The sequence below is a fragment of the Chloroflexota bacterium genome, from assembly GCA_040902225.1.
Lineage (GTDB): Bacteria > Chloroflexota > Limnocylindria > QHBO01 > QHBO01 > CF-167.
Genome location: JBBDXT010000007.1, coordinates 154446 through 170625, shown reverse-complemented (window position 1 = coordinate 170625; position 16180 = coordinate 154446). Strand labels below are relative to the sequence as shown.

General features: G+C 68.0%; 20 protein-coding genes. 13 read left to right on the top strand and 7 right to left on the bottom strand.

What is annotated here, in order from left to right; genetic code table 11:
• Positions 1 to 77: 77 nt before the first annotated feature.
• The 10 genes from WEB29_09505 (at position 78) to WEB29_09460 (ending at position 8467) form a co-directional block, all read left to right on the top strand.
• Positions 78 to 299 (top strand): hypothetical protein, encoded by a 222-nt coding sequence (locus WEB29_09505; GenBank protein MEX2137164.1) that lies wholly within the window; start codon positions 78 to 80, stop codon positions 297 to 299.
• A 114-nt stretch (positions 300 to 413) separates the two neighbouring features.
• On the top strand, positions 414 to 2384 hold the full coding sequence (locus WEB29_09500; GenBank protein ID MEX2137163.1) for an FAD-dependent oxidoreductase: 1971 nt from the start codon (positions 414 to 416) through the stop codon (positions 2382 to 2384).
• The gene (gene extP / locus WEB29_09495) at positions 2381 to 3115 is read left to right on the top strand and encodes a selenite/tellurite reduction operon b-type cytochrome ExtP (GenBank protein ID MEX2137162.1); all 735 of its coding nucleotides are present in this window, start codon (positions 2381 to 2383) and stop codon (positions 3113 to 3115) included. The genes WEB29_09500 and extP overlap by 4 nt, the downstream gene beginning before the upstream one ends.
• A 16-nt stretch (positions 3116 to 3131) precedes the next feature.
• Positions 3132 to 3746, top strand: a complete 615-nt coding sequence (locus WEB29_09490; protein MEX2137161.1) for a menaquinol oxidoreductase — start codon at positions 3132 to 3134, stop codon at positions 3744 to 3746.
• Complete coding sequence (locus WEB29_09485; protein ID MEX2137160.1) at positions 3743 to 4357, top strand: Rieske 2Fe-2S domain-containing protein; 615 nt, start codon at positions 3743 to 3745, stop codon at positions 4355 to 4357. The genes WEB29_09490 and WEB29_09485 overlap by 4 nt, the downstream gene beginning before the upstream one ends.
• Before the next feature lie 3 nt (positions 4358 to 4360).
• A complete protein-coding gene (locus WEB29_09480) occupies positions 4361 to 5203 on the top strand; it encodes a cytochrome c (protein ID MEX2137159.1) in 843 nt (280 codons plus the stop codon).
• Between the two features lie 7 nt (positions 5204 to 5210).
• Positions 5211 to 5792, top strand: a complete 582-nt coding sequence (locus WEB29_09475; GenBank protein MEX2137158.1) for a hypothetical protein — start codon at positions 5211 to 5213, stop codon at positions 5790 to 5792.
• Entirely contained in the window at positions 5740 to 6144 is a 405-nt protein-coding gene (locus tag WEB29_09470; protein MEX2137157.1) for a hypothetical protein, read from the top strand. The genes WEB29_09475 and WEB29_09470 overlap by 53 nt, the downstream gene beginning before the upstream one ends.
• Before the next feature lie 9 nt (positions 6145 to 6153).
• Positions 6154 to 7608 carry a class II fructose-bisphosphate aldolase gene (locus tag WEB29_09465; protein ID MEX2137156.1) on the top strand — a complete coding sequence of 485 codons (1455 nt, stop codon included), beginning with the start codon at positions 6154 to 6156 and terminating at the stop codon, positions 7606 to 7608.
• A gap of 13 nt (positions 7609 to 7621) precedes the next feature.
• The gene (locus tag WEB29_09460) at positions 7622 to 8467 is read left to right on the top strand and encodes an adenylate/guanylate cyclase domain-containing protein (GenBank protein MEX2137155.1); all 846 of its coding nucleotides are present in this window, start codon (positions 7622 to 7624) and stop codon (positions 8465 to 8467) included.
• A 292-nt stretch (positions 8468 to 8759) separates the two neighbouring features.
• On the opposite strand, the gene erpA is transcribed toward WEB29_09460, so the two are convergent.
• The 3 genes from erpA to WEB29_09445 all read right to left on the bottom strand — a co-directional run bounded on the left by erpA (position 8760) and on the right by WEB29_09445 (position 10037).
• Positions 8760 to 9191: an iron-sulfur cluster insertion protein ErpA gene (erpA, locus tag WEB29_09455; protein ID MEX2137154.1), complete on the bottom strand. Its 432-nt coding sequence runs from the start codon at positions 9189 to 9191 to the stop codon at positions 8760 to 8762.
• 115 nt (positions 9192 to 9306) lie between these two features.
• Positions 9307 to 9810 carry a Clp protease N-terminal domain-containing protein gene (locus WEB29_09450; GenBank protein ID MEX2137153.1) on the bottom strand — a complete coding sequence of 168 codons (504 nt, stop codon included), beginning with the start codon at positions 9808 to 9810 and terminating at the stop codon, positions 9307 to 9309.
• A gap of 11 nt (positions 9811 to 9821) precedes the next feature.
• Positions 9822 to 10037, bottom strand: a complete 216-nt coding sequence (locus WEB29_09445; protein ID MEX2137152.1) for a leucine zipper domain-containing protein — start codon at positions 10035 to 10037, stop codon at positions 9822 to 9824.
• 115 nt (positions 10038 to 10152) lie between these two features.
• On the opposite strand from WEB29_09445, the gene WEB29_09440 reads away from it, so the two are divergent.
• Genes WEB29_09440 through WEB29_09430 form a run of 3 tightly spaced genes read left to right on the top strand, consistent with a single transcriptional unit; the run spans position 10153 to position 13945 of the window.
• Complete coding sequence (locus WEB29_09440; GenBank protein ID MEX2137151.1) at positions 10153 to 11352, top strand: pyridoxal phosphate-dependent aminotransferase; 1200 nt, start codon at positions 10153 to 10155, stop codon at positions 11350 to 11352.
• Between the two features lie 8 nt (positions 11353 to 11360).
• Positions 11361 to 13730 (top strand): transketolase, encoded by a 2370-nt coding sequence (locus WEB29_09435; GenBank protein ID MEX2137150.1) that lies wholly within the window; start codon positions 11361 to 11363, stop codon positions 13728 to 13730.
• A gap of 8 nt (positions 13731 to 13738) precedes the next feature.
• On the top strand, positions 13739 to 13945 hold the full coding sequence (locus WEB29_09430) for a hypothetical protein (protein ID MEX2137149.1): 207 nt from the start codon (positions 13739 to 13741) through the stop codon (positions 13943 to 13945).
• Here WEB29_09430 and WEB29_09425 read toward each other — a convergent pair.
• From WEB29_09425 to WEB29_09410, 4 genes are read right to left on the bottom strand one after another with little or no spacing between them, the layout of a single operon-like run.
• A complete protein-coding gene (locus tag WEB29_09425; GenBank protein MEX2137148.1) occupies positions 13942 to 14715 on the bottom strand; it encodes a Rieske (2Fe-2S) protein in 774 nt (257 codons plus the stop codon). The two genes, WEB29_09430 and WEB29_09425, sit on opposite strands and share 4 nt — an antisense overlap.
• Positions 14708 to 15241, bottom strand: a complete 534-nt coding sequence (locus WEB29_09420) for a sigma-70 family RNA polymerase sigma factor (protein ID MEX2137147.1) — start codon at positions 15239 to 15241, stop codon at positions 14708 to 14710. Before WEB29_09420 ends, WEB29_09425 begins: the two co-directional genes overlap by 8 nt.
• A 29-nt stretch (positions 15242 to 15270) precedes the next feature.
• Positions 15271 to 15768 (bottom strand): GAF domain-containing protein, encoded by a 498-nt coding sequence (locus WEB29_09415; protein ID MEX2137146.1) that lies wholly within the window; start codon positions 15766 to 15768, stop codon positions 15271 to 15273.
• The gene (locus WEB29_09410) at positions 15765 to 16160 is read right to left on the bottom strand and encodes a helix-turn-helix domain-containing protein (GenBank protein MEX2137145.1); all 396 of its coding nucleotides are present in this window, start codon (positions 16158 to 16160) and stop codon (positions 15765 to 15767) included. Before WEB29_09410 ends, WEB29_09415 begins: the two co-directional genes overlap by 4 nt.
• Between the last annotated feature and the right edge of the window lie 20 nt (positions 16161 to 16180).

Below are 16180 nucleotides of genomic sequence, written 5' to 3'. Positions count from 1 at the left end.
TGCGCCGGCCGCCGGCCTGCCCTGACCGTCCGGAGCCGCACCGCACAGTGGGCGTCACCGGCGGTTACCATCTGCGCATGAAGTGGTGGACCTGGCTGGCGCTCGCGGTTGGTGCATACCTGGGCAGCGTCGCCATGTTGATGCTGACGGCTCCGCTCGCCTGGACGTCAGGGCCGGAAAGTCCGCTGCCGGCGGCCGCGTACATCGCATCAATGCTCCTTGTCTTTCTCATGGCACCGCTCTTGGCCGGTGCCGGACTGATCAGCCTTTTGCGCAGCGCACGCCGGCAGCCTCGCTGAACGTATCCCGCTCCCTCCCGTTGCTTTGACACCTACTCTCCGCGACGGATACCATCGGTGCGCCGCTCACTCGCCTCGGCAACTCGTGGTGGAACCCGCTCTACGACGGTGCCAGTGATCTCCGCCAACGCCATTCCACTGAGGTTCCAGACCGCCGAAGTCGGCGTCGACTGGCTTCAGTGCAACATCGAATGCCAGGAAGGTTGCCCGGTCAACACGAATTGCCGTGGCTACCTGATGCTTGCCGCCGAGGGGCGCTTCGAGGAGGGCTACATCCTGGCGCGCGACCCGAACCCGGTCGCCGCCATCTGCGGCTACGTGTGCAGCGCGCCCTGCGAGAAGGCCTGTCGACGGGCTGACATCGACAAGCCGCTCTCGATCCGCGCCATGAAGCGCTTCCTGGTCGACTGGCACTACAGCAACAACATGCCGGACAACATCGTGACCGCCTCCCCGACCGGCAAGACCGTGGGCGTCATCGGCGCCGGCCCGGCCGGGCTGACCGTTGCCAAGGAGCTGGCCAGCTACGGCCACAAGGTCGACATCTACGAGGCGCTGCCGTCGGGTGGCGGAACCTGCCTCATCGGCGTGCCGGCGTTCCGGCTTCCAAGGGACGTGATCGAGCTGGACGTCAGCTGGGTCGCCAAGCACGGCGTGGACTTCCACTACAACGTCGAGGTCGGCCGCGACATCACCCTCGACCAGCTGCGGGAGCGGCACGATGCGGTGGTGGTGTCGGCCGGGTGCATGTACCCCGTCGCCATGAACGTCCCCGGCGAGGAGATCGACGGCGTGATCTACGGCGTCGACTTCCTGAAGCGCGCCAACCTGGGCGAGGAGCAGTGGGTCGGCGAGCACGTCGTGGTGGTGGGTGGCGGCTATACCGCCATGGACTCCTCGCGCACCGCGCTGCGAATCGGCGCCAAGACCAGCACCATCGTCTACCGCCGCGGCCCGGAGGAGATGGTGGTCGACGAGGAGGAGCAGCACGAGACCCGCTTCGAAGGGGTCCGCTTTGAGTTCTTCTCGTCGCCGGTCGAGATCGTCGAGAAGGACGGCAAGGTGGCCGGGATCACCTTCCAGCGGACGCGCCTCGGCCCACCGGATGCCAGCGGCCGGCGCAGCCCGGAGCCGATCCCCGGCAGCGAGTTCACGATCCCCTGCGACATGGTCATCCCGTGCACCAGCCAGGCGTCCGACAACAACGTGCTGGGCGAGTACGGCGCCAAGCTGAACCGGCACCTGGGAGTGACCGACACGCGCGAGTTCGTGCCGGGCGGATCGGTCTCGTCGTGGCGGACTCCGCCGCTGAACGGGACCACGCCGGTGGGCCCCGATGGCAAGAAATACAACGCCCTCCAGTTCGAGCTCAGCCGCGGCAACGTGGTGGCCGAGCCGGACACCTTCCAGACCAATGTCGAGGGGATCTTCGCCTGCGGCGACTTCGTGACCGGCCCCGCCACCATCATCGAGGCGGCGGGGCGTGGCCGCCGCACGGCGCGAGCGGTCGACCGCTGGCTCCTCGGCGTACGCGGCGAGGAGCTGGTCGAGCTGCCGGTGATCAACCGCGCGGTGGTGACCCAGGTGCTCGAGCACGACATGCCGGACAAGTACGAGGCGATCCAGCGCCAGCACATCCCGATGGCGCCGCCGGAGCTGCGACGCGACTTCACCAGCCTGGTGGAGGTCGGCTATGACACGCGGAGCGCCATCGCCGAGGGGCAGCGCTGCCTGCAGTGCAACCACAACATCAACATCGATGGGCCCCGCTGTATCCTGTGCGGGCTCTGCGCCGATGTCTGCCCCGAGGGCGTGATCTACATGATCGACAAGGCGCAGGTCGGCGGCGACGACCCGGAGATCGACCTCTTCCAGTCGTGGCCGCGCGGGATTGCCATGATCATCGACGAGGAGCGCTGCATCCGTTGCAACCTCTGCGTCGAGCGGTGTCCGACCAACTGCATCACGATGGACCGACTCGAGCTCGAGCGGCTCACGCCTGACGGGAAGGTGCTCTTGGAGAGCTACAAGGACAACGTGCTGGGTCAGATCGGCCAGGAGGCCGGCATGGCGGTCCAGCGATGACCTTCCCCGGCCCCGGCGACCTCATGCGGGTCGTCAGGGAGTCGTCGGTGTGGCGCAGCCTCTTCCGCCAGCCGTATCCCACCACCAGCCGCACTCGCGCCCTGGCGGTCATGAACAACGTCTTCCTGCACCTCCACCCGGTTCGGGTCAAGAAGCATGCGGTGCGCTACACCTACACCTTCTGCCTCGGCGGGGTCAGCTTCTTCCTCTTCTTGGTGCTGACCGTGACGGGCGTGTACCTGATGTTCTTCTACGTGCCGTCGGTGACCCGCGCCTACCAGGACATCCTCTCGATCGAGAACTCGGTCGCCTTCGGCACGTTCGTGCGCAACATGCATCGCTGGGGCGCACACCTCATGGTGCTGACCGTCTTCCTGCACATGATCCGGGTCTTCTACCACGGTGCCTACAAGCCACCACGCGAGTTCAACTGGGTGATCGGCGTCGTCCTCCTCTTCTGCACCCTGTGGCTCAGTTTCACCGGCTACCTCCTGCCCTGGGACCAGATCGCGTTCTGGGCGATCACGGTCGGCACCCAGATGGCGACCTACGCGCCACTGCTCAGCCAGGAGTCGAGCTTCATCCTGCTCGGAGGCGTGGAGGTCGGTCAGGGGACGCTGATCCGGTTCTACGTCATGCACGTCATCGCCTTCCCGCTGATCGTCGCCATCCTCCTGGTCGTCCACTTCTGGAGGATCCGGAAGGACGGCGGCGTCTCGGGCCCCGTCTGAAAGGCGCAGTGAACCGATGACGATCGAGAAGCGGCCGAACGCCACCGCTGACAAGACCGCCCCCACCCAGGCGCCGCGCCTCCCGGCGGTCGAGCGCGACCGTGGGCCCAAGCTCCCCGGCCCGCCCGGCGTGCCGGGTACCGAGCGCTTCCGCCTGCTGGCCTACGTCAAGCAGGAGTCGATGGTTCGCGTCGACAAGAGGCCCGATGAGACCGTCCTGACCTGGCCGCACCTGCTGCGCGCTGAGTTCCTGATGGCGCTGCTGATCAGCGTTCTGCTCGTCGTGGCCTCGGTCTTCATCCACGCGCCGCTGGAGGAGATGGCGAACGCCGGCGTCACCCCGCACGTCGCCAAGGCCCCGTGGTACTTCCTCGGCCTGCAGGAGCTGCTCTCGTACTTCAATGCCACCGTCGGCGGCGTCCTGCTGCCGACCCTGTACCTGGTCGGGCTGGCCGTCATTCCGTACATCGACCGCTCGCCCTACAAAGCAGCTCGCGACCGCAAGACGGCCTGGGTCTTCTTCCTGTCGCTCATGGTCGGCGGCCTGCTGATCACGCTCATCGGCTCCTTCTTCCGCGGCCCCGGCTGGAACTGGGTCTGGCCGTGGGATGGGCTCTACTTCACCCTATGAGCCACCTTCCTACCTACGGCGAGGTCCCGGCGGCTCCGGTCGGGGAGATGAGCCGGCGCAGCTTCATGCGCCGCATCCTCTGGGTGGGAACCGGCATCCTGTCGATCGAGTTCCTGGCCGGCAGCGTCAACTTCCTGTGGCCGAACGTGCGCAGCGGGCTGGGCGGCAAGTTCACGATCGGCTCCGCGGCCGACATCGCCGGCACGCAGCCGACCTGGGCCAGCGGACAGCCGTTCGGCTTCAGCAAGGCTCGCATCTTCTTCATCAACGTGCCGGCGTCGGAGTCCATGGTCAGCGGCACCAACGAGACGGTCGCGGACCCCGGAGACAATGTGCTGGCCCTGTACCGGAAGTGCCCGCACCTGGGCTGCAACATTCCGCCGCTGTGCGATCAGAGCCTCTGGTTCGAGTGCCTGTGCCACGGCAGCAAGTACAACATCATTGGCGAGAAGCGCGCGGGACCGGCGCCGCGCGGGATGGATCGCTTCGAAGTGACCTTGACCGCGGGCGTCTACGAGGTCGACACCAGCGCGATCGTGGCCGGACCGCCGATCGGCACCGCTACCTTCGACAACCGCAACACCGACAATATCCCGCACTGCGCGGCCTGATCGATGCGCATCAAGACCCTGGGGATCGTCCTGATCAGCGCCCTGTCGCTGTTCACCGCCTTCTACTGGCTGACCGATACCGCCCGTCGCGAAGACGAGTACCAGACCCAGAACGAGGAGCTCGTCGCGTACGGGGAGGAGATGTTCGGGCCCGTCACGCCGGAGAACGACCATACGGCCGACTGCGCCGCCTGCCACGGGCCGGACGGGACGGGCGGTGAGGTCGGAACGACCGGGCGGCTTGCCCCCAACCTCCATTCGAAGAGCATCTACGAGAAGCTCAAGGCCCAGGCCGGCGGATCATTCACCGAGATTCGCAAGCCCGGCGACCCGCCCGACTACGTCAACCTGGTGATCCGCTTCGGCGGGGTGGTCGTGTCCGGTGACGTCAACTCGCCGATGCCTGCCTGGAGCACGGAGGTCGGCGGGGCGCTGACCGTCAACCAGATCGACGCGCTCACCGCGCTGGTCGAGACGTGGGCGCTGGAGGCCGGGTCTCAGCCGGACGAAGAGATCCCGAACACGGTCGAAGCGGGCCAGAAGGTCTACGTCGACGCCGGCTGCGGAAGCTGCCACGCTGCGGACCTGTCGGGCGGGGTCGGGCCGAGCCTGCTCAACATCGGCAACGAGCCGGTCACCGACCTGCCAACGCCGATCAGCCACCTCGACCAGCTGGAGGCGGACTATCTCGCCGATCCCACGAACTTCCTGGAGCGCTGGATTCGTGACTCCGCGGTGAACTACAACGACGGCATCGCCACCGGCATGCCGGTGCATCCGGAGGGGAGAATCAGCGCATCGGCCATGCAGGCGCTGATCACCTTCCTGCTGAGCCAGAAGCAGTGAGCCGTTCGTGAGCAGCGCGTACAGCGTCCCGCCGCGGCGCGACCTGATTTCCCGCGTTGCGCGCGACATCGATGACTTCATGAGCTGGATGCTCTACGGCAGCGAGACCTGGCTGGTGGCGCTGCTCAAGGGCGTGCCGCTCTTCCTGTTCATCTACTTCGTGCTCGGCTACATCCCCAACTACGCCAACACCATCACCACCCTGTACCTGGGCTTCGACCCGGACGTCGGCTTCCTGGTGGCGGTGGTGCTGATCGGCGGGCCGACCTTCACCCTGCTCCTCATCCTCGCCCTGTGGACCCAGGCCGCTCGCGGCCGTCGCGGCTTCGCCTGGTCGCTGATCCGCTTCCTGGACTTCCTGCAGTACGTGGCGCTGGTGCTCCTGATCATTCCGTTCATGCTCTTCAACCTCGCCGGCGGCAGCCTGATCCCTCTAGCGTTCAACCTCCAGGCGCTGGCGCTGGGTGCCATCGCCGCCGGCGGAGGGGCGATGGGGCTGGCCTACCTCTATTTCGAGTACCGCCGCATCACGCGACGTGAGGCCCAGGCTGCAGCGGCAGCCGCAGCCGCCTGGAGATCCGGCGGCTAGTCCGCCCACCGCCATCCCGAGGCTGCTGCTCGCCCATCTCGCCTGGTCGCTGGTCATCGCGGTCGGCGCGGGTGCGCTCATCGGCATTGAGCTGGCATCGCCCTGCCCACCCGGAGGACCGCTTGCGCTGGGCGACTGCGTCACGCTCCGGCCTTTCACGCTTGGCGTGCTGGGGCTCGGCGCCGCCCTGTACGTCGGTGGCCTGACGGCGGTCCTGGCCTGGGTGACGGGCCTCGCGCGACGCGGCGTGGCCGACGCGACCGCCGCTCGAGACTGGTACCTGCTGGCCGTCGCGGTGGGCTTGCCAATCGCGCCCCTCCTCGCCTTCACCATCGTCTCGGCGCTCCGCTAGCATGGCCGCATGAGCGTGGCCAGCGCGCACGACCTGCTTGGCGGCCTGGACGGCATCGCCCGTGTCCAGGGAACCCGCCTCCTCGTTGACGACGACACGCGCTTCCGGGGCGAGTCGATCGACGGGCTCGTCGAGGATGCCGTCTTCAACCCGGATGAGGCGGTCCGCGACTCTGCGCGCTGGCTCATCTGGAGCGCGTCGCAGTCGCTCGGCTGCGGGTCGGCCAGCATCCACGAGCTGTACATGGCCCGCGGGCGCGGCGAGTTCCCCGCCACCAAGTTCACAGTGCCGGCAATCAACGTTCGAGCCGCCGCGTACCTGACCGCACGTCAGGCCTTCGCGGTCGCGCTGGAGCGTGACGCGGGTGCGGTCATCTTCGAAATCGCCAAGTCCGAGATGGCCTATACCGACCAGCGCCCCGCCGAGTACACCGCGGTCATCCTCGCCGCCGCCATCCGGTCGGGCTGGATCGGCCCCGTGTTCCTCCAGGGCGACCACTTCCAGTTCAACGCCACCAAGTGGGCGGCCGACCCGGGAACGGAGATGTCCGGCCTCAAGCAGGTCACCAGCGAGGCGGTGGCGGCCGGCTTCTGCAACATCGACATCGACAGCAGCACGCTTGTCGACCTCTCCCAGCCGACCGCTTCCGCTGAGCAGCTCGTGAACGTGGCCAACACGGTCGAGCTGACCGCGCTGGTTCGCGCAATCGAGCCAGAGGGCATGACCATCAGCATCGGCGGCGAGATCGGTGAGGTCGGGAAGGCCAACTCGACTGAAGAGGAGCTGCGCGCATACCTGGACGGCTATTTCGGGATGCTGCACGGCTCGGGTCTGGCCGGGATCAGCAAGGTGAGCATCCAGACCGGGACCAGCCACGGCGGCGTGGTTCTGCCCGACGGCAGCGTGGCACAGGTCAAGATCGACTTCGACACCATGAAGCGCCTCTCCACCGTAGCTCGCGACGAGTACGGTCTGGCCGGCGCCGTCCAGCACGGGGCGAGCACCCTGCCCGAGGACGCGTTTCACCACTTCCCGGCCAACGGCACGGCCGAGATCCACCTGGCGACCGGCTTCCAGAACATCCTGTACGACGGCGACGGACTGCCCCATGCACTCCGCGCCGAGATGATGGCCTGGTGCCTCGCCAACTGTGACGACGAGCGCAAGCCCGGCGAGACCGATGAGCAGTTCCTGTACAAGACGCGCAAGAAGGCGATCGGGCCGTTCAAGCGGGCGCTGTGGTCGCTGCCGGCCGATGCGCAGGAGCAGATCGGCGCGAATCTTCGCGCCAAGTTCGGGCTCCTCTTCGACAAGCTCGGGATTGCCGGCACCCGCTCACTGGTCGACCGCTTCGTCCCGATCCCCGATCTGCCGCGCCCCCTGCCGTCGGCGCTGGGCGGTGGCCAGGAGCGGGCCGTGGTCGCCGGGGCATCGGTCTTCGAAGACGACGGTTCCGGGGAGTAGGCCGATGGGCAGCATGCAGCGCAAGTCCCTGGACATGCCCGACGAAACGCGGACGATTCCCAACGGTCGAACGGATATCTGGAACCTGGGCGACTTCGTGGTCGGGCGCATCACCTTTGAGCCCGGCTGGCGATGGTCGAAGGACGTCAGGCCGATTGCCCAGACCGAGTGGTGCGAATACCACCACCTCGGCCTGATCATCGAGGGGACGCTGCACTACATCACCCCCGAAGGGTTGGAGATGGAGGTCAGCCCGGGGATGCTGTTCGAGATCCTGCCCGGCCACGACGCCTGGGTTGTGGGTGACGAGCCGGTGATTCAATACGACTTCGCCGGGATGCGCACGTTTGCCCTGCCTGCGGCGGGACGCAGCGAGCGGATCCTGGGCACGCTGGTCGCCACCGACATCGTCGACTCCACGGCGACCGCCGAGCGCGTCGGTCCGGCTGCCTGGCGCACGACGCTGGCCGAGCTGAACGCCGATAGCCGACGCCAGATCGACAAGTTCCGCGGCAAGGTGGTTGCCAATACCGGCGACGGGCTGATCGCCCTCTTCGACGGTGCCGAGCGCGCGGTCCGCTGCGGGGCGGCGACCAGCGAGCTGGCCGCTCAGTTGGGGTTGCGGTTGCGCTGCGGGGTGCACACCGGCGAGGTGGAGCTCATCCCCGACAACGTTCGCGGGGTGGCCGTTCACATCGTAACCCGGGTCATGGCGCTCGCCGCCCCGGGCGAGGTGCTGGTTTCGGGCACCACGCACGAGCTGGTGGCGGACTCAGACCTGCGGTTCGACGATCGCGGGACTCACGAGCTGAAGGGCGTCACCGGCGCGCGCCAGGTCTGGGCGCTCGCCTCAAGCTAACGAGGGCTACCTGGCGCCACTTACCAATGACACCGGTACATCCGCGCTTTTGCAGGGGTCCATGCGTCGCGTTACCAATGTGACTGGTGCGCGCGTGCATCCGGCAGGCTCAGAGCCGGTTCAGAGGCGCGGCATCCGGATTGACGCGCCGATGTACCAATGGAGTTGGTATGAAACGCGGGCAACGAAAAAGCCCCAGCGTCCATTACCACTTATGAGTAGTAACCATCCACGGCACGAAGAAGCCCCGGCTTTTGGGCCGGGGCTTTTGGGCGCGAGAGAGGAGAGAGGACTAGTGGCAGCCGCCTGCCTTGGCGGGGGAGCCATCGGTGTTGAAGGACTGCCCGCACGAGCAGCTGCTCACCGCGTTTGGGTTGTTGATCGCGAATCCGGAGCCCATCAGCGAGTCGACATAGTCGATCTCCGCGCCGGCCACGTGCTGGGCGCTGAAGGCGTCGATCACGATCGGCACGCCGGCGTGGTCCTCGACCCGATCGTCCTCGGCGATCTTGTCGTCGAAGGCCAGGCCGTAGCTGAAGCCCGAGCATCCGCCGCTCTTCACGAAGAGGCGCAGAGCCGCATCGGCCTTGCCTTCGCGTGATCGCAGCTCCTGCACCTTGACGGCGGCGGCGTCGGTCATGCTGACCAGCAGCTCAACGGCTTGTGCGGGGGCGGCCGGCGGAGCCGATGGTGCTGTCTGCGGCGTCGATTCGGTCATTGTCATGGGATCGGTCTTCTCCTCTGGCGCGGTGTGCGCCGCGTCGCTCGGAAAGTTCGCTTCGAAAGTATAGCAGCGGTGCCTGTCATGACCGCAATGGCCCGATCGGGGGAGGGTCGCGTCACCCCACTGCCGGTGCCAGTTCCTCACGTGCTGCCGCCGCGAGCTCCTCGCGATTCACTCCCATCCGATCCAACGCTCTGACCATCGTCCCGCGCCCGGTCTCCGTGATGGCGAGCACGACGTGTGCTCCCAGGAGGCGCCTTGGCTTCGAGGCCTTGCTCAGTTCGACGGCTCGGCGGAACGCCGCCTGTGCGGATGGCATCGAATGGAAGACGCCCCGCGGCTCGGGCGCGGGCACTACGGGCCCGTCCCCGTCCACCTGGATCCCGACGGCACGCAGCGCGTCGGCATGCTGGCCTGCAATCGCTGCCTCCAGTCCATCGGGGTCAGCACCCAGGCGCTCAAACGCTTGACGAGCGGTGCCATCGGGCAGGGCCAGAGCGGAGAGCAGGAGATGCTCCGGCCCGGGCAGTGCTTCGCCTGACTCGTTGGCCAGGCGCTCGGCTCCCTCGAGCAGCTGTCGAATGGTCTGAAACTCGTTCATGAGTCTGCCAACCGGCATGTTGTCTCCTTTCAGCCCGGCCCGCGGCGTGGGCGAGCGTGGCGCTTGTGCGCTGCTTGTCGTGTGACCCCGAGGGCCTCGGCGATCTGCGCCCAGGTCCACCACTGCTCCACGGCGCGCGCCACGGCGGCGCGCTCCAGCTGCTCGGCGAGGCGGCGGAGGGAGACCACGGCCGCGAGTGCCTCGGCGGGGTCGTCGGCTGAGGGAATCTTCAGCACGTCGTTCACGCGTCAACCTTCGTTGACAGCACCACGATCTGTCAACCCCGGTTGACAGGCGCAACCCTCGCGCCCGCGACCGCATAAGTACACTCATCTCCCACCTCGCAACGAGGCATGACGCGTGAAGCTTGCCAGCCGCATGGAGCGGATCGGGACCGAGACCGCCTTCGAGGCTGCTGCGCGCGCCCGGGCGCTGGAGGCGACCGGACGGGACGTGATCCACCTGGAGATCGGCGAGCCGGACTTCGACACCCCGCGCCACGTCAGCGAGGCCGCGAGCCACGCCCTCCTCGACGAGAAGATGACCCACTACACCGCGGCGACCGGGATCGCGCCGCTGCGAGCGGCGATCGCCGCCGACGTCAAGCGCTGGAAGGGGATCGAAGCGACGGCCGACCAGGTGGTGGTCACCCCCGGCGCCAAGCCGATCATGTTCTACGCCATGCTCGCCCTTATCAACGAGGGCGACGAGGTCATCTACCCCAACCCCGGCTTCCCGATCTACGAGAGCATGGCCAGGTACGTGGGCGGGGTGGCCGTGCCGGCGCCGCTGCGCGAGTCGAACGACTTCCGGATGGACGTCGCCGAGGTGGCATCCCTGGTGACCGATCGAACCCGGATGATCGTCACCAACTCGCCCCACAACCCGACCGGCTCGATCCTCACCCAGGAGGACGTGCGCGAGATCGCGCGAATCGCGGTCGAGCACGACCTGGTCGTCCTGGCCGATGAGATCTACGGCCGACTCCAGTACGAGGGCGAGCCGCTTTCGATTGCGACGCTCCCCGGCATGGCGGAGCGAACGATCACGCTGGATGGCTTCTCCAAGACCTTCGCCATGACCGGCTGGCGGCTCGGCTACGGGATCGTGCCCGACTGGCTCCTGCCATCGTTCAGCCGCCTCGTGATCAACAGCGTCAGCTGCACCAACGCCTTTGCGCAGGCCGGCGCAGTCGCCGCACTCACGGGGCCGCAGGATGAGGCCGATGCGATGCGCGCCGAGTTCAACGCCCGGCGCTCGCTGATCATCGACGGCTTCAACGCCATCCCCGGCGTCAGCTGCGTCATGCCCCACGGTGCCTTCTACGCCTTCCCGAACTTGAGCTCGTTCGGTCGCAGCAGCAACGAGATCGCAGACCACCTGCTCTACGACGCGGGGGTGTGCGGCCTCTCCGGGACCTCCTTCGGCAAATTCGGCGAGGGCTACCTGCGCTTCAGCTACGCCAATTCGCGCGAGAAGATCACGGCCGCGCTGGAGCGGGTCGGCGAGTCGCTGGTCAAGCTGGAGCGGACCGGCGAGCTCGTCGGCGCATCGGCCTAGCCAGACCAATGACCACCATCCAGCAGCGGACGGCAGATCGCCTCTACGACGAGGCGGTCCCCTCGTTCGAGCAGTGGGACGCGGTCAGGGAGATCATCGACGAGGCGATCGACCTGGCGCTCAACTACCGCCAGAGTGGGCATCCCGGCGGCTCGCGATCGAAGGTCCACATGTTCCTGTCGCTGCTCCTTTCGGGCGCGATGCGTTGGGACATCCGCAGGCCCTGGCTCCCGTTCGCGGATCGGTTCGTCCTGTCGGCCGGCCACACCGTGCCGCTGGTGTACGCGACGCTGGCCGTGCTCAACGAGGTGCTGCGCGCCCGGGCCGAACGCGATCCGGACCCATCCTTCGCCTTCCCCGATGACGGCCGCTGGGCGCTCACCTGGGAGGACCTGCTCAAGCTGCGCCGCCGGGGCGGGCTCCCCGGCCACGCCGAGATGGAGGGCAAGACCCTCTTCATCAAGTTCAACACCGGGCCCTCCGGTCACGGCCAGCCGCCGTCCGCCGGAGAGGCCATCGCCCTGAAGCTGGCGGGCGCGGAGGAGGTCAAGGTCTTCACAGTCGAAGGCGAGGGTGGCCTGACTCCCGGCGCCAGCCACGAGACGCGAAACTCGGCCTGGGGGCTGGGGCTCAACAATCTCGTCTTCCTGCTCGACTGGAACGACTACGGGATCGACGACCCGGCCATCTCGAGCGTGGTCCCCGGCACCCCCGAGACCTGGTTCAACGCCTACTCCTGGCGCGTGACCGGGACCACGGAAGGCTCGGAGTGGGGACCTGTGACGCGCGCGGTGCTGGAGGCGGCGCGGGGCGAAAACCCGGATCGGGTCCCATCGGTCGCCTGGTTCAAGACCCGCAAGGGGCGCGGCTACGGCAAGTACGACAACAAGAGCCACGGCACGCCGCACCTCATGAACTCGCCCGAGTTCTGGGCCGTGCGCAAGGAGTTCATGGCCCGTCACGGAGTCGAGTACGCAGGAGTGGACGAGCCTGCCCCCACCGACGCGAAAGAGCAGCAGGCTCAGGCCCGTCACAACTTCGGGGTGGCGATGGGCGTCCTGCGCTCAAACACAGCGCTGGTTGACGCGATCAGCGACCGGCTGGTCGAGGTCGCCGGGCTGGTTCCCGATCACGTCGACGGCTTCAACCTGGGCGGCCGCGGCGCCGAGATCTTCGCCGACCCGCGCCTGACGGACGCGCAGGCATACCCAGCGGAGATGTGGAAGCCACCGGGCGAGAAGGCCGCGAACCGGTCCGCACTGGCCACCTGGGGCTCGTGGGTCAACGCCTACGCCAGGGCGAAATATGGCCGGCCGCTTTTCATCGTCTGTTCGGCGGACCTGGCCGAGTCGACCAACATCGCCGGCTTCGCCAAGGACTTCGGCGAGATGCCCGGCTGGGGCTGGTACCAGCGCGACACCAATCCGCGCGGCGCGCTGCTGCCACAGCAGATCACCGAGTTCACGAACTCCGGCGTGACGGTCGGGATCGCCACCGTCAACCTGGCGGATGACCCGATGTCCTCCTTCAACGGATTCTGGGCCGCCTGCTCGACCTACGGCTCCTTCTCTTACCTCAAGTACGGGCCGATGCGACTCTTCTCCCAGCTCGCCCAGGACTGCGAGCTGAAGGTCGGCAGGGTGATCTGGGTGGCCGGGCACTCCGGACCGGAGACTGCCGAGGACTCGCGGACGCACTTCGGCATCTACGAGACCGGGGTCACGCAGCTCTTCCCGGAGGGGCACGTCATCGATCTGCACCCCTGGGAATACAACGAGGTGCCGGTCGTCCTGGCCGCTGCGCTGGCGACCGATGTGCCGATCGTCGCTCTGCACCTGACGCGTCCGACGGTGGACATTCCGGACCGCGCGGCGCTTGGCATGGCGTCGCACTTCGAAGCGGCGCGCGGGGCGTACCTGCTCCGCGACGTGGCTGCTGGCACGCCGTCTGCCGGCACCGTCTACGTACAGGGCACGGTCACCACAGCCAACGTGGTGAAGACGCTGCCCGAGCTCGACAAGCGGGGCATCAACGTGCGCATCGTCGCTTGCATCTCTCCACAGCTCTTCCGTCGTCAGGAGGCGGCCTACCAGGCGAGCATCCGCTCGGACTCAGACAAGTGGAGCGGGATGGCCATCACCAACCGCGCCTTCAAGCTGATGACCGATTTCGTCGAAGGGCCGATCGCCAAGGACTACTCCCTCTCGTCGGACTGGGACAACCGCTGGCGCACCGGCGGCACGGTGGACGAGGTGATGGACGAGGCGCACCTGGGGCCGGGTCATATCCTCGCGGCGATCGAGCGATACGCAGCGGATCGTGAAGCGCGCCATGCGCGACTTCGTGAGATCGTGGCAGGTGTGGAACGGCTAGGCTGAAACGCGACATGAGCGAGACCCATCCGCACGCATACGAGCACCAGCGGCCGCGGCGGCCGACGCACCTGGCGCATCGCATGACGCCCCCACCTGCGCGCCCTGCCCCGCCGAACCTCCGGTACCTGCTCTACGTGGGGCTGGCGCTGACCACGGTGGTGGTGGCGCTGGCGGTGCCGTACATCATCGGCTACCTGCTCCAGCTGGTGACCGGCTAGGCCTTTACCGTCCAGACGAGGACGGTCTCGCCGGAGACCTTGACCTTCGGGCGCACCAGCGGCGGCAGGTCGATCGGGTAGGCCTGCGCGTCACCCCGGTAGCCGCGGCCGGACGACCAGCCGTCGGCGCCGTTGGCGAGTTGTCCGGCCAGGTTGAAGCTGGCGCCGTGGCAGGGGCAGCGCAGGTCCTGCCACTCCGGCCGATAGGCGAGGGTGCACCCCATGTGGGTGCAGACCGAGCTGAGCGCGCGGATGGTTCCTGCGTCATTGACGATATACCCGTCGAAGGCGGCGGTGCTGAATCGGACCGCGGCACCCTCCGGCAGGTCGGCCAGTGTGGCCACAGCGACCCACTGCCCGTCGCGCACCAGCGGACGGCCGTTGCCCGTCAGCGGCGCGGGGCCGGAGGGTCGCAGGACTGTGATGACGCCAGCGCCAGCCGCCAGGCCGGCGGCCGCTCCGAGCCCAACTCGCAGCACGTCGCGCCGCGTCAGCTGGATCCGATGAAGCGCAGCGCCAGCGGGCAGCGCCCAGCCCTGGACCGAGGTGATCCCGGCGTCCGCGTCGCGCATTCGCAGCCGCAGCTGCTCGACGAACGCGGGATCGGGCACGCCACGGGTGGGGTCGCCCGCGGCGGCCAGCTCGGCGGCCAGGCGGGCCATCGGCGCCTCGTCGCCGACGGCGCCATCAGGTGCGGGGCGCCCACCCTCGAGCAGGGTGTCGATGAAGCGATCGAGCGCCGCGGGCGCCTCGTTGCTTTCCTCAGCCATCGGTCTCCACCAGGAGCGCCGCCTTGCGCAGGGCGCGGTACTGCAGGACCTTGGCGTTGCCGTGGCTGATCCCCATCCGGCCGGCGGTCTCGGCCACCGACAGGCGATGCAGGAAGCGCAGCTCGAGGACCCGCGCGTACTGGTCGGGGAGCCGATTCAAGAGGCGTCGCACCGCCGTCTCCGCGCGGTCGGCATCGGCGTCGGCATGCGGGTTCGGCTGGGGCGTGACCGGTTCCCAGGCGCCGGCAACCTGCTCGACACCGATCTGCGGGAGGCGGTAGAACGCGCGCCAGTAGTCGGCCACGGCGTTCTGCGCGACGCGATACAGCCAGGCGGAGATCTGGGGCGTCGGCCGGTCGACGTCGAGCTGCTCGACGGCGCGCATGAACACCTGCCCGGTCAGGTCCTCGGCATCCGGACGGTTGCCCACCCGCGCGTAGATGAACCGGTGGATGGGGGTGACGTTCTCGTCGTAGATCGCCTCGAAGCGGGTGCGAGGATCGGGCTTCTGGTCAGGGGTGGCCATTCATCTCCGATACGCCGCGGGTTACGCGGCTAGGCGTCCCTCGGTCGAAGGGGAGCCAGGAGCGCGGCGATCTCCTCCAGGAAGATGGCATCGGTCTGGTCGTAGGCGCCCAGGTCATCGCCGTCGATGTCGATCTCACCGACCACCTGCCCGTCGGCAAAGATGGGGACCACGATCTCGCTTCGCGTGGTGCTGAAGCAGGCGAGATAGCGCGGATCGGCATCCACGTCGTCGACGATCACCGTCTGGCCCGATGCCGCGGCGGCTCCGCAGATCCCGACACCGATCGGGATGCGGGTGTGCTCGGTCGCCTCAGGACCGATCCACGGCCCCAGCACCAGTTCGGTGCCGTTGGGGTCGAGCCAATAGATGCCGACCCAGTCGTAATGCGCGAAGCGGTCGTGGAGCAGCTCCACCGCCCGCTGTGCGGCGGCCTCGGTGCCCGGGGCCTCGGCGATCGCGCTGCGGATCAGGTTGAGGGCGTCACCGTGCTCGGCGGGTCGCTCCTCGGCGACCGGATGGCTCATTGGCTCGCTGCCCAGCGATCGGCCCAGCGGTCGATCCCCACGATCGCGCGACGCAGGTCCGATCCCTTGGTGGTGAGGGAGTACTCGACCCACGGCGGCACCTCGGAGACCATGGTGCGGTCCACCAGGCCCTCGTCCTCGAGCAGCTTGAGGCGCTGTGAAAGGGTCGCAGAGTTGGCACCGCCGAGTGCGTCCTGCAGCTCGCAGAAGCGCTGCGTTCGCTCCCCGAGGACCCGCACGATGCGCATTACCCATTTCTGGCCGAGGACGTTGAGGGCGGCGGTCGCGGCGCCTTCGCTGCGCAGGGCAGCTGCGCGGCGCTCGGCGCGCGAGCGATGGGGCGCCCGGGGCGACGACGCGTGCAGCGAAGCGTGCGGGGCGGGGTCCATCATCAGGCGGCGGACGATAGCAC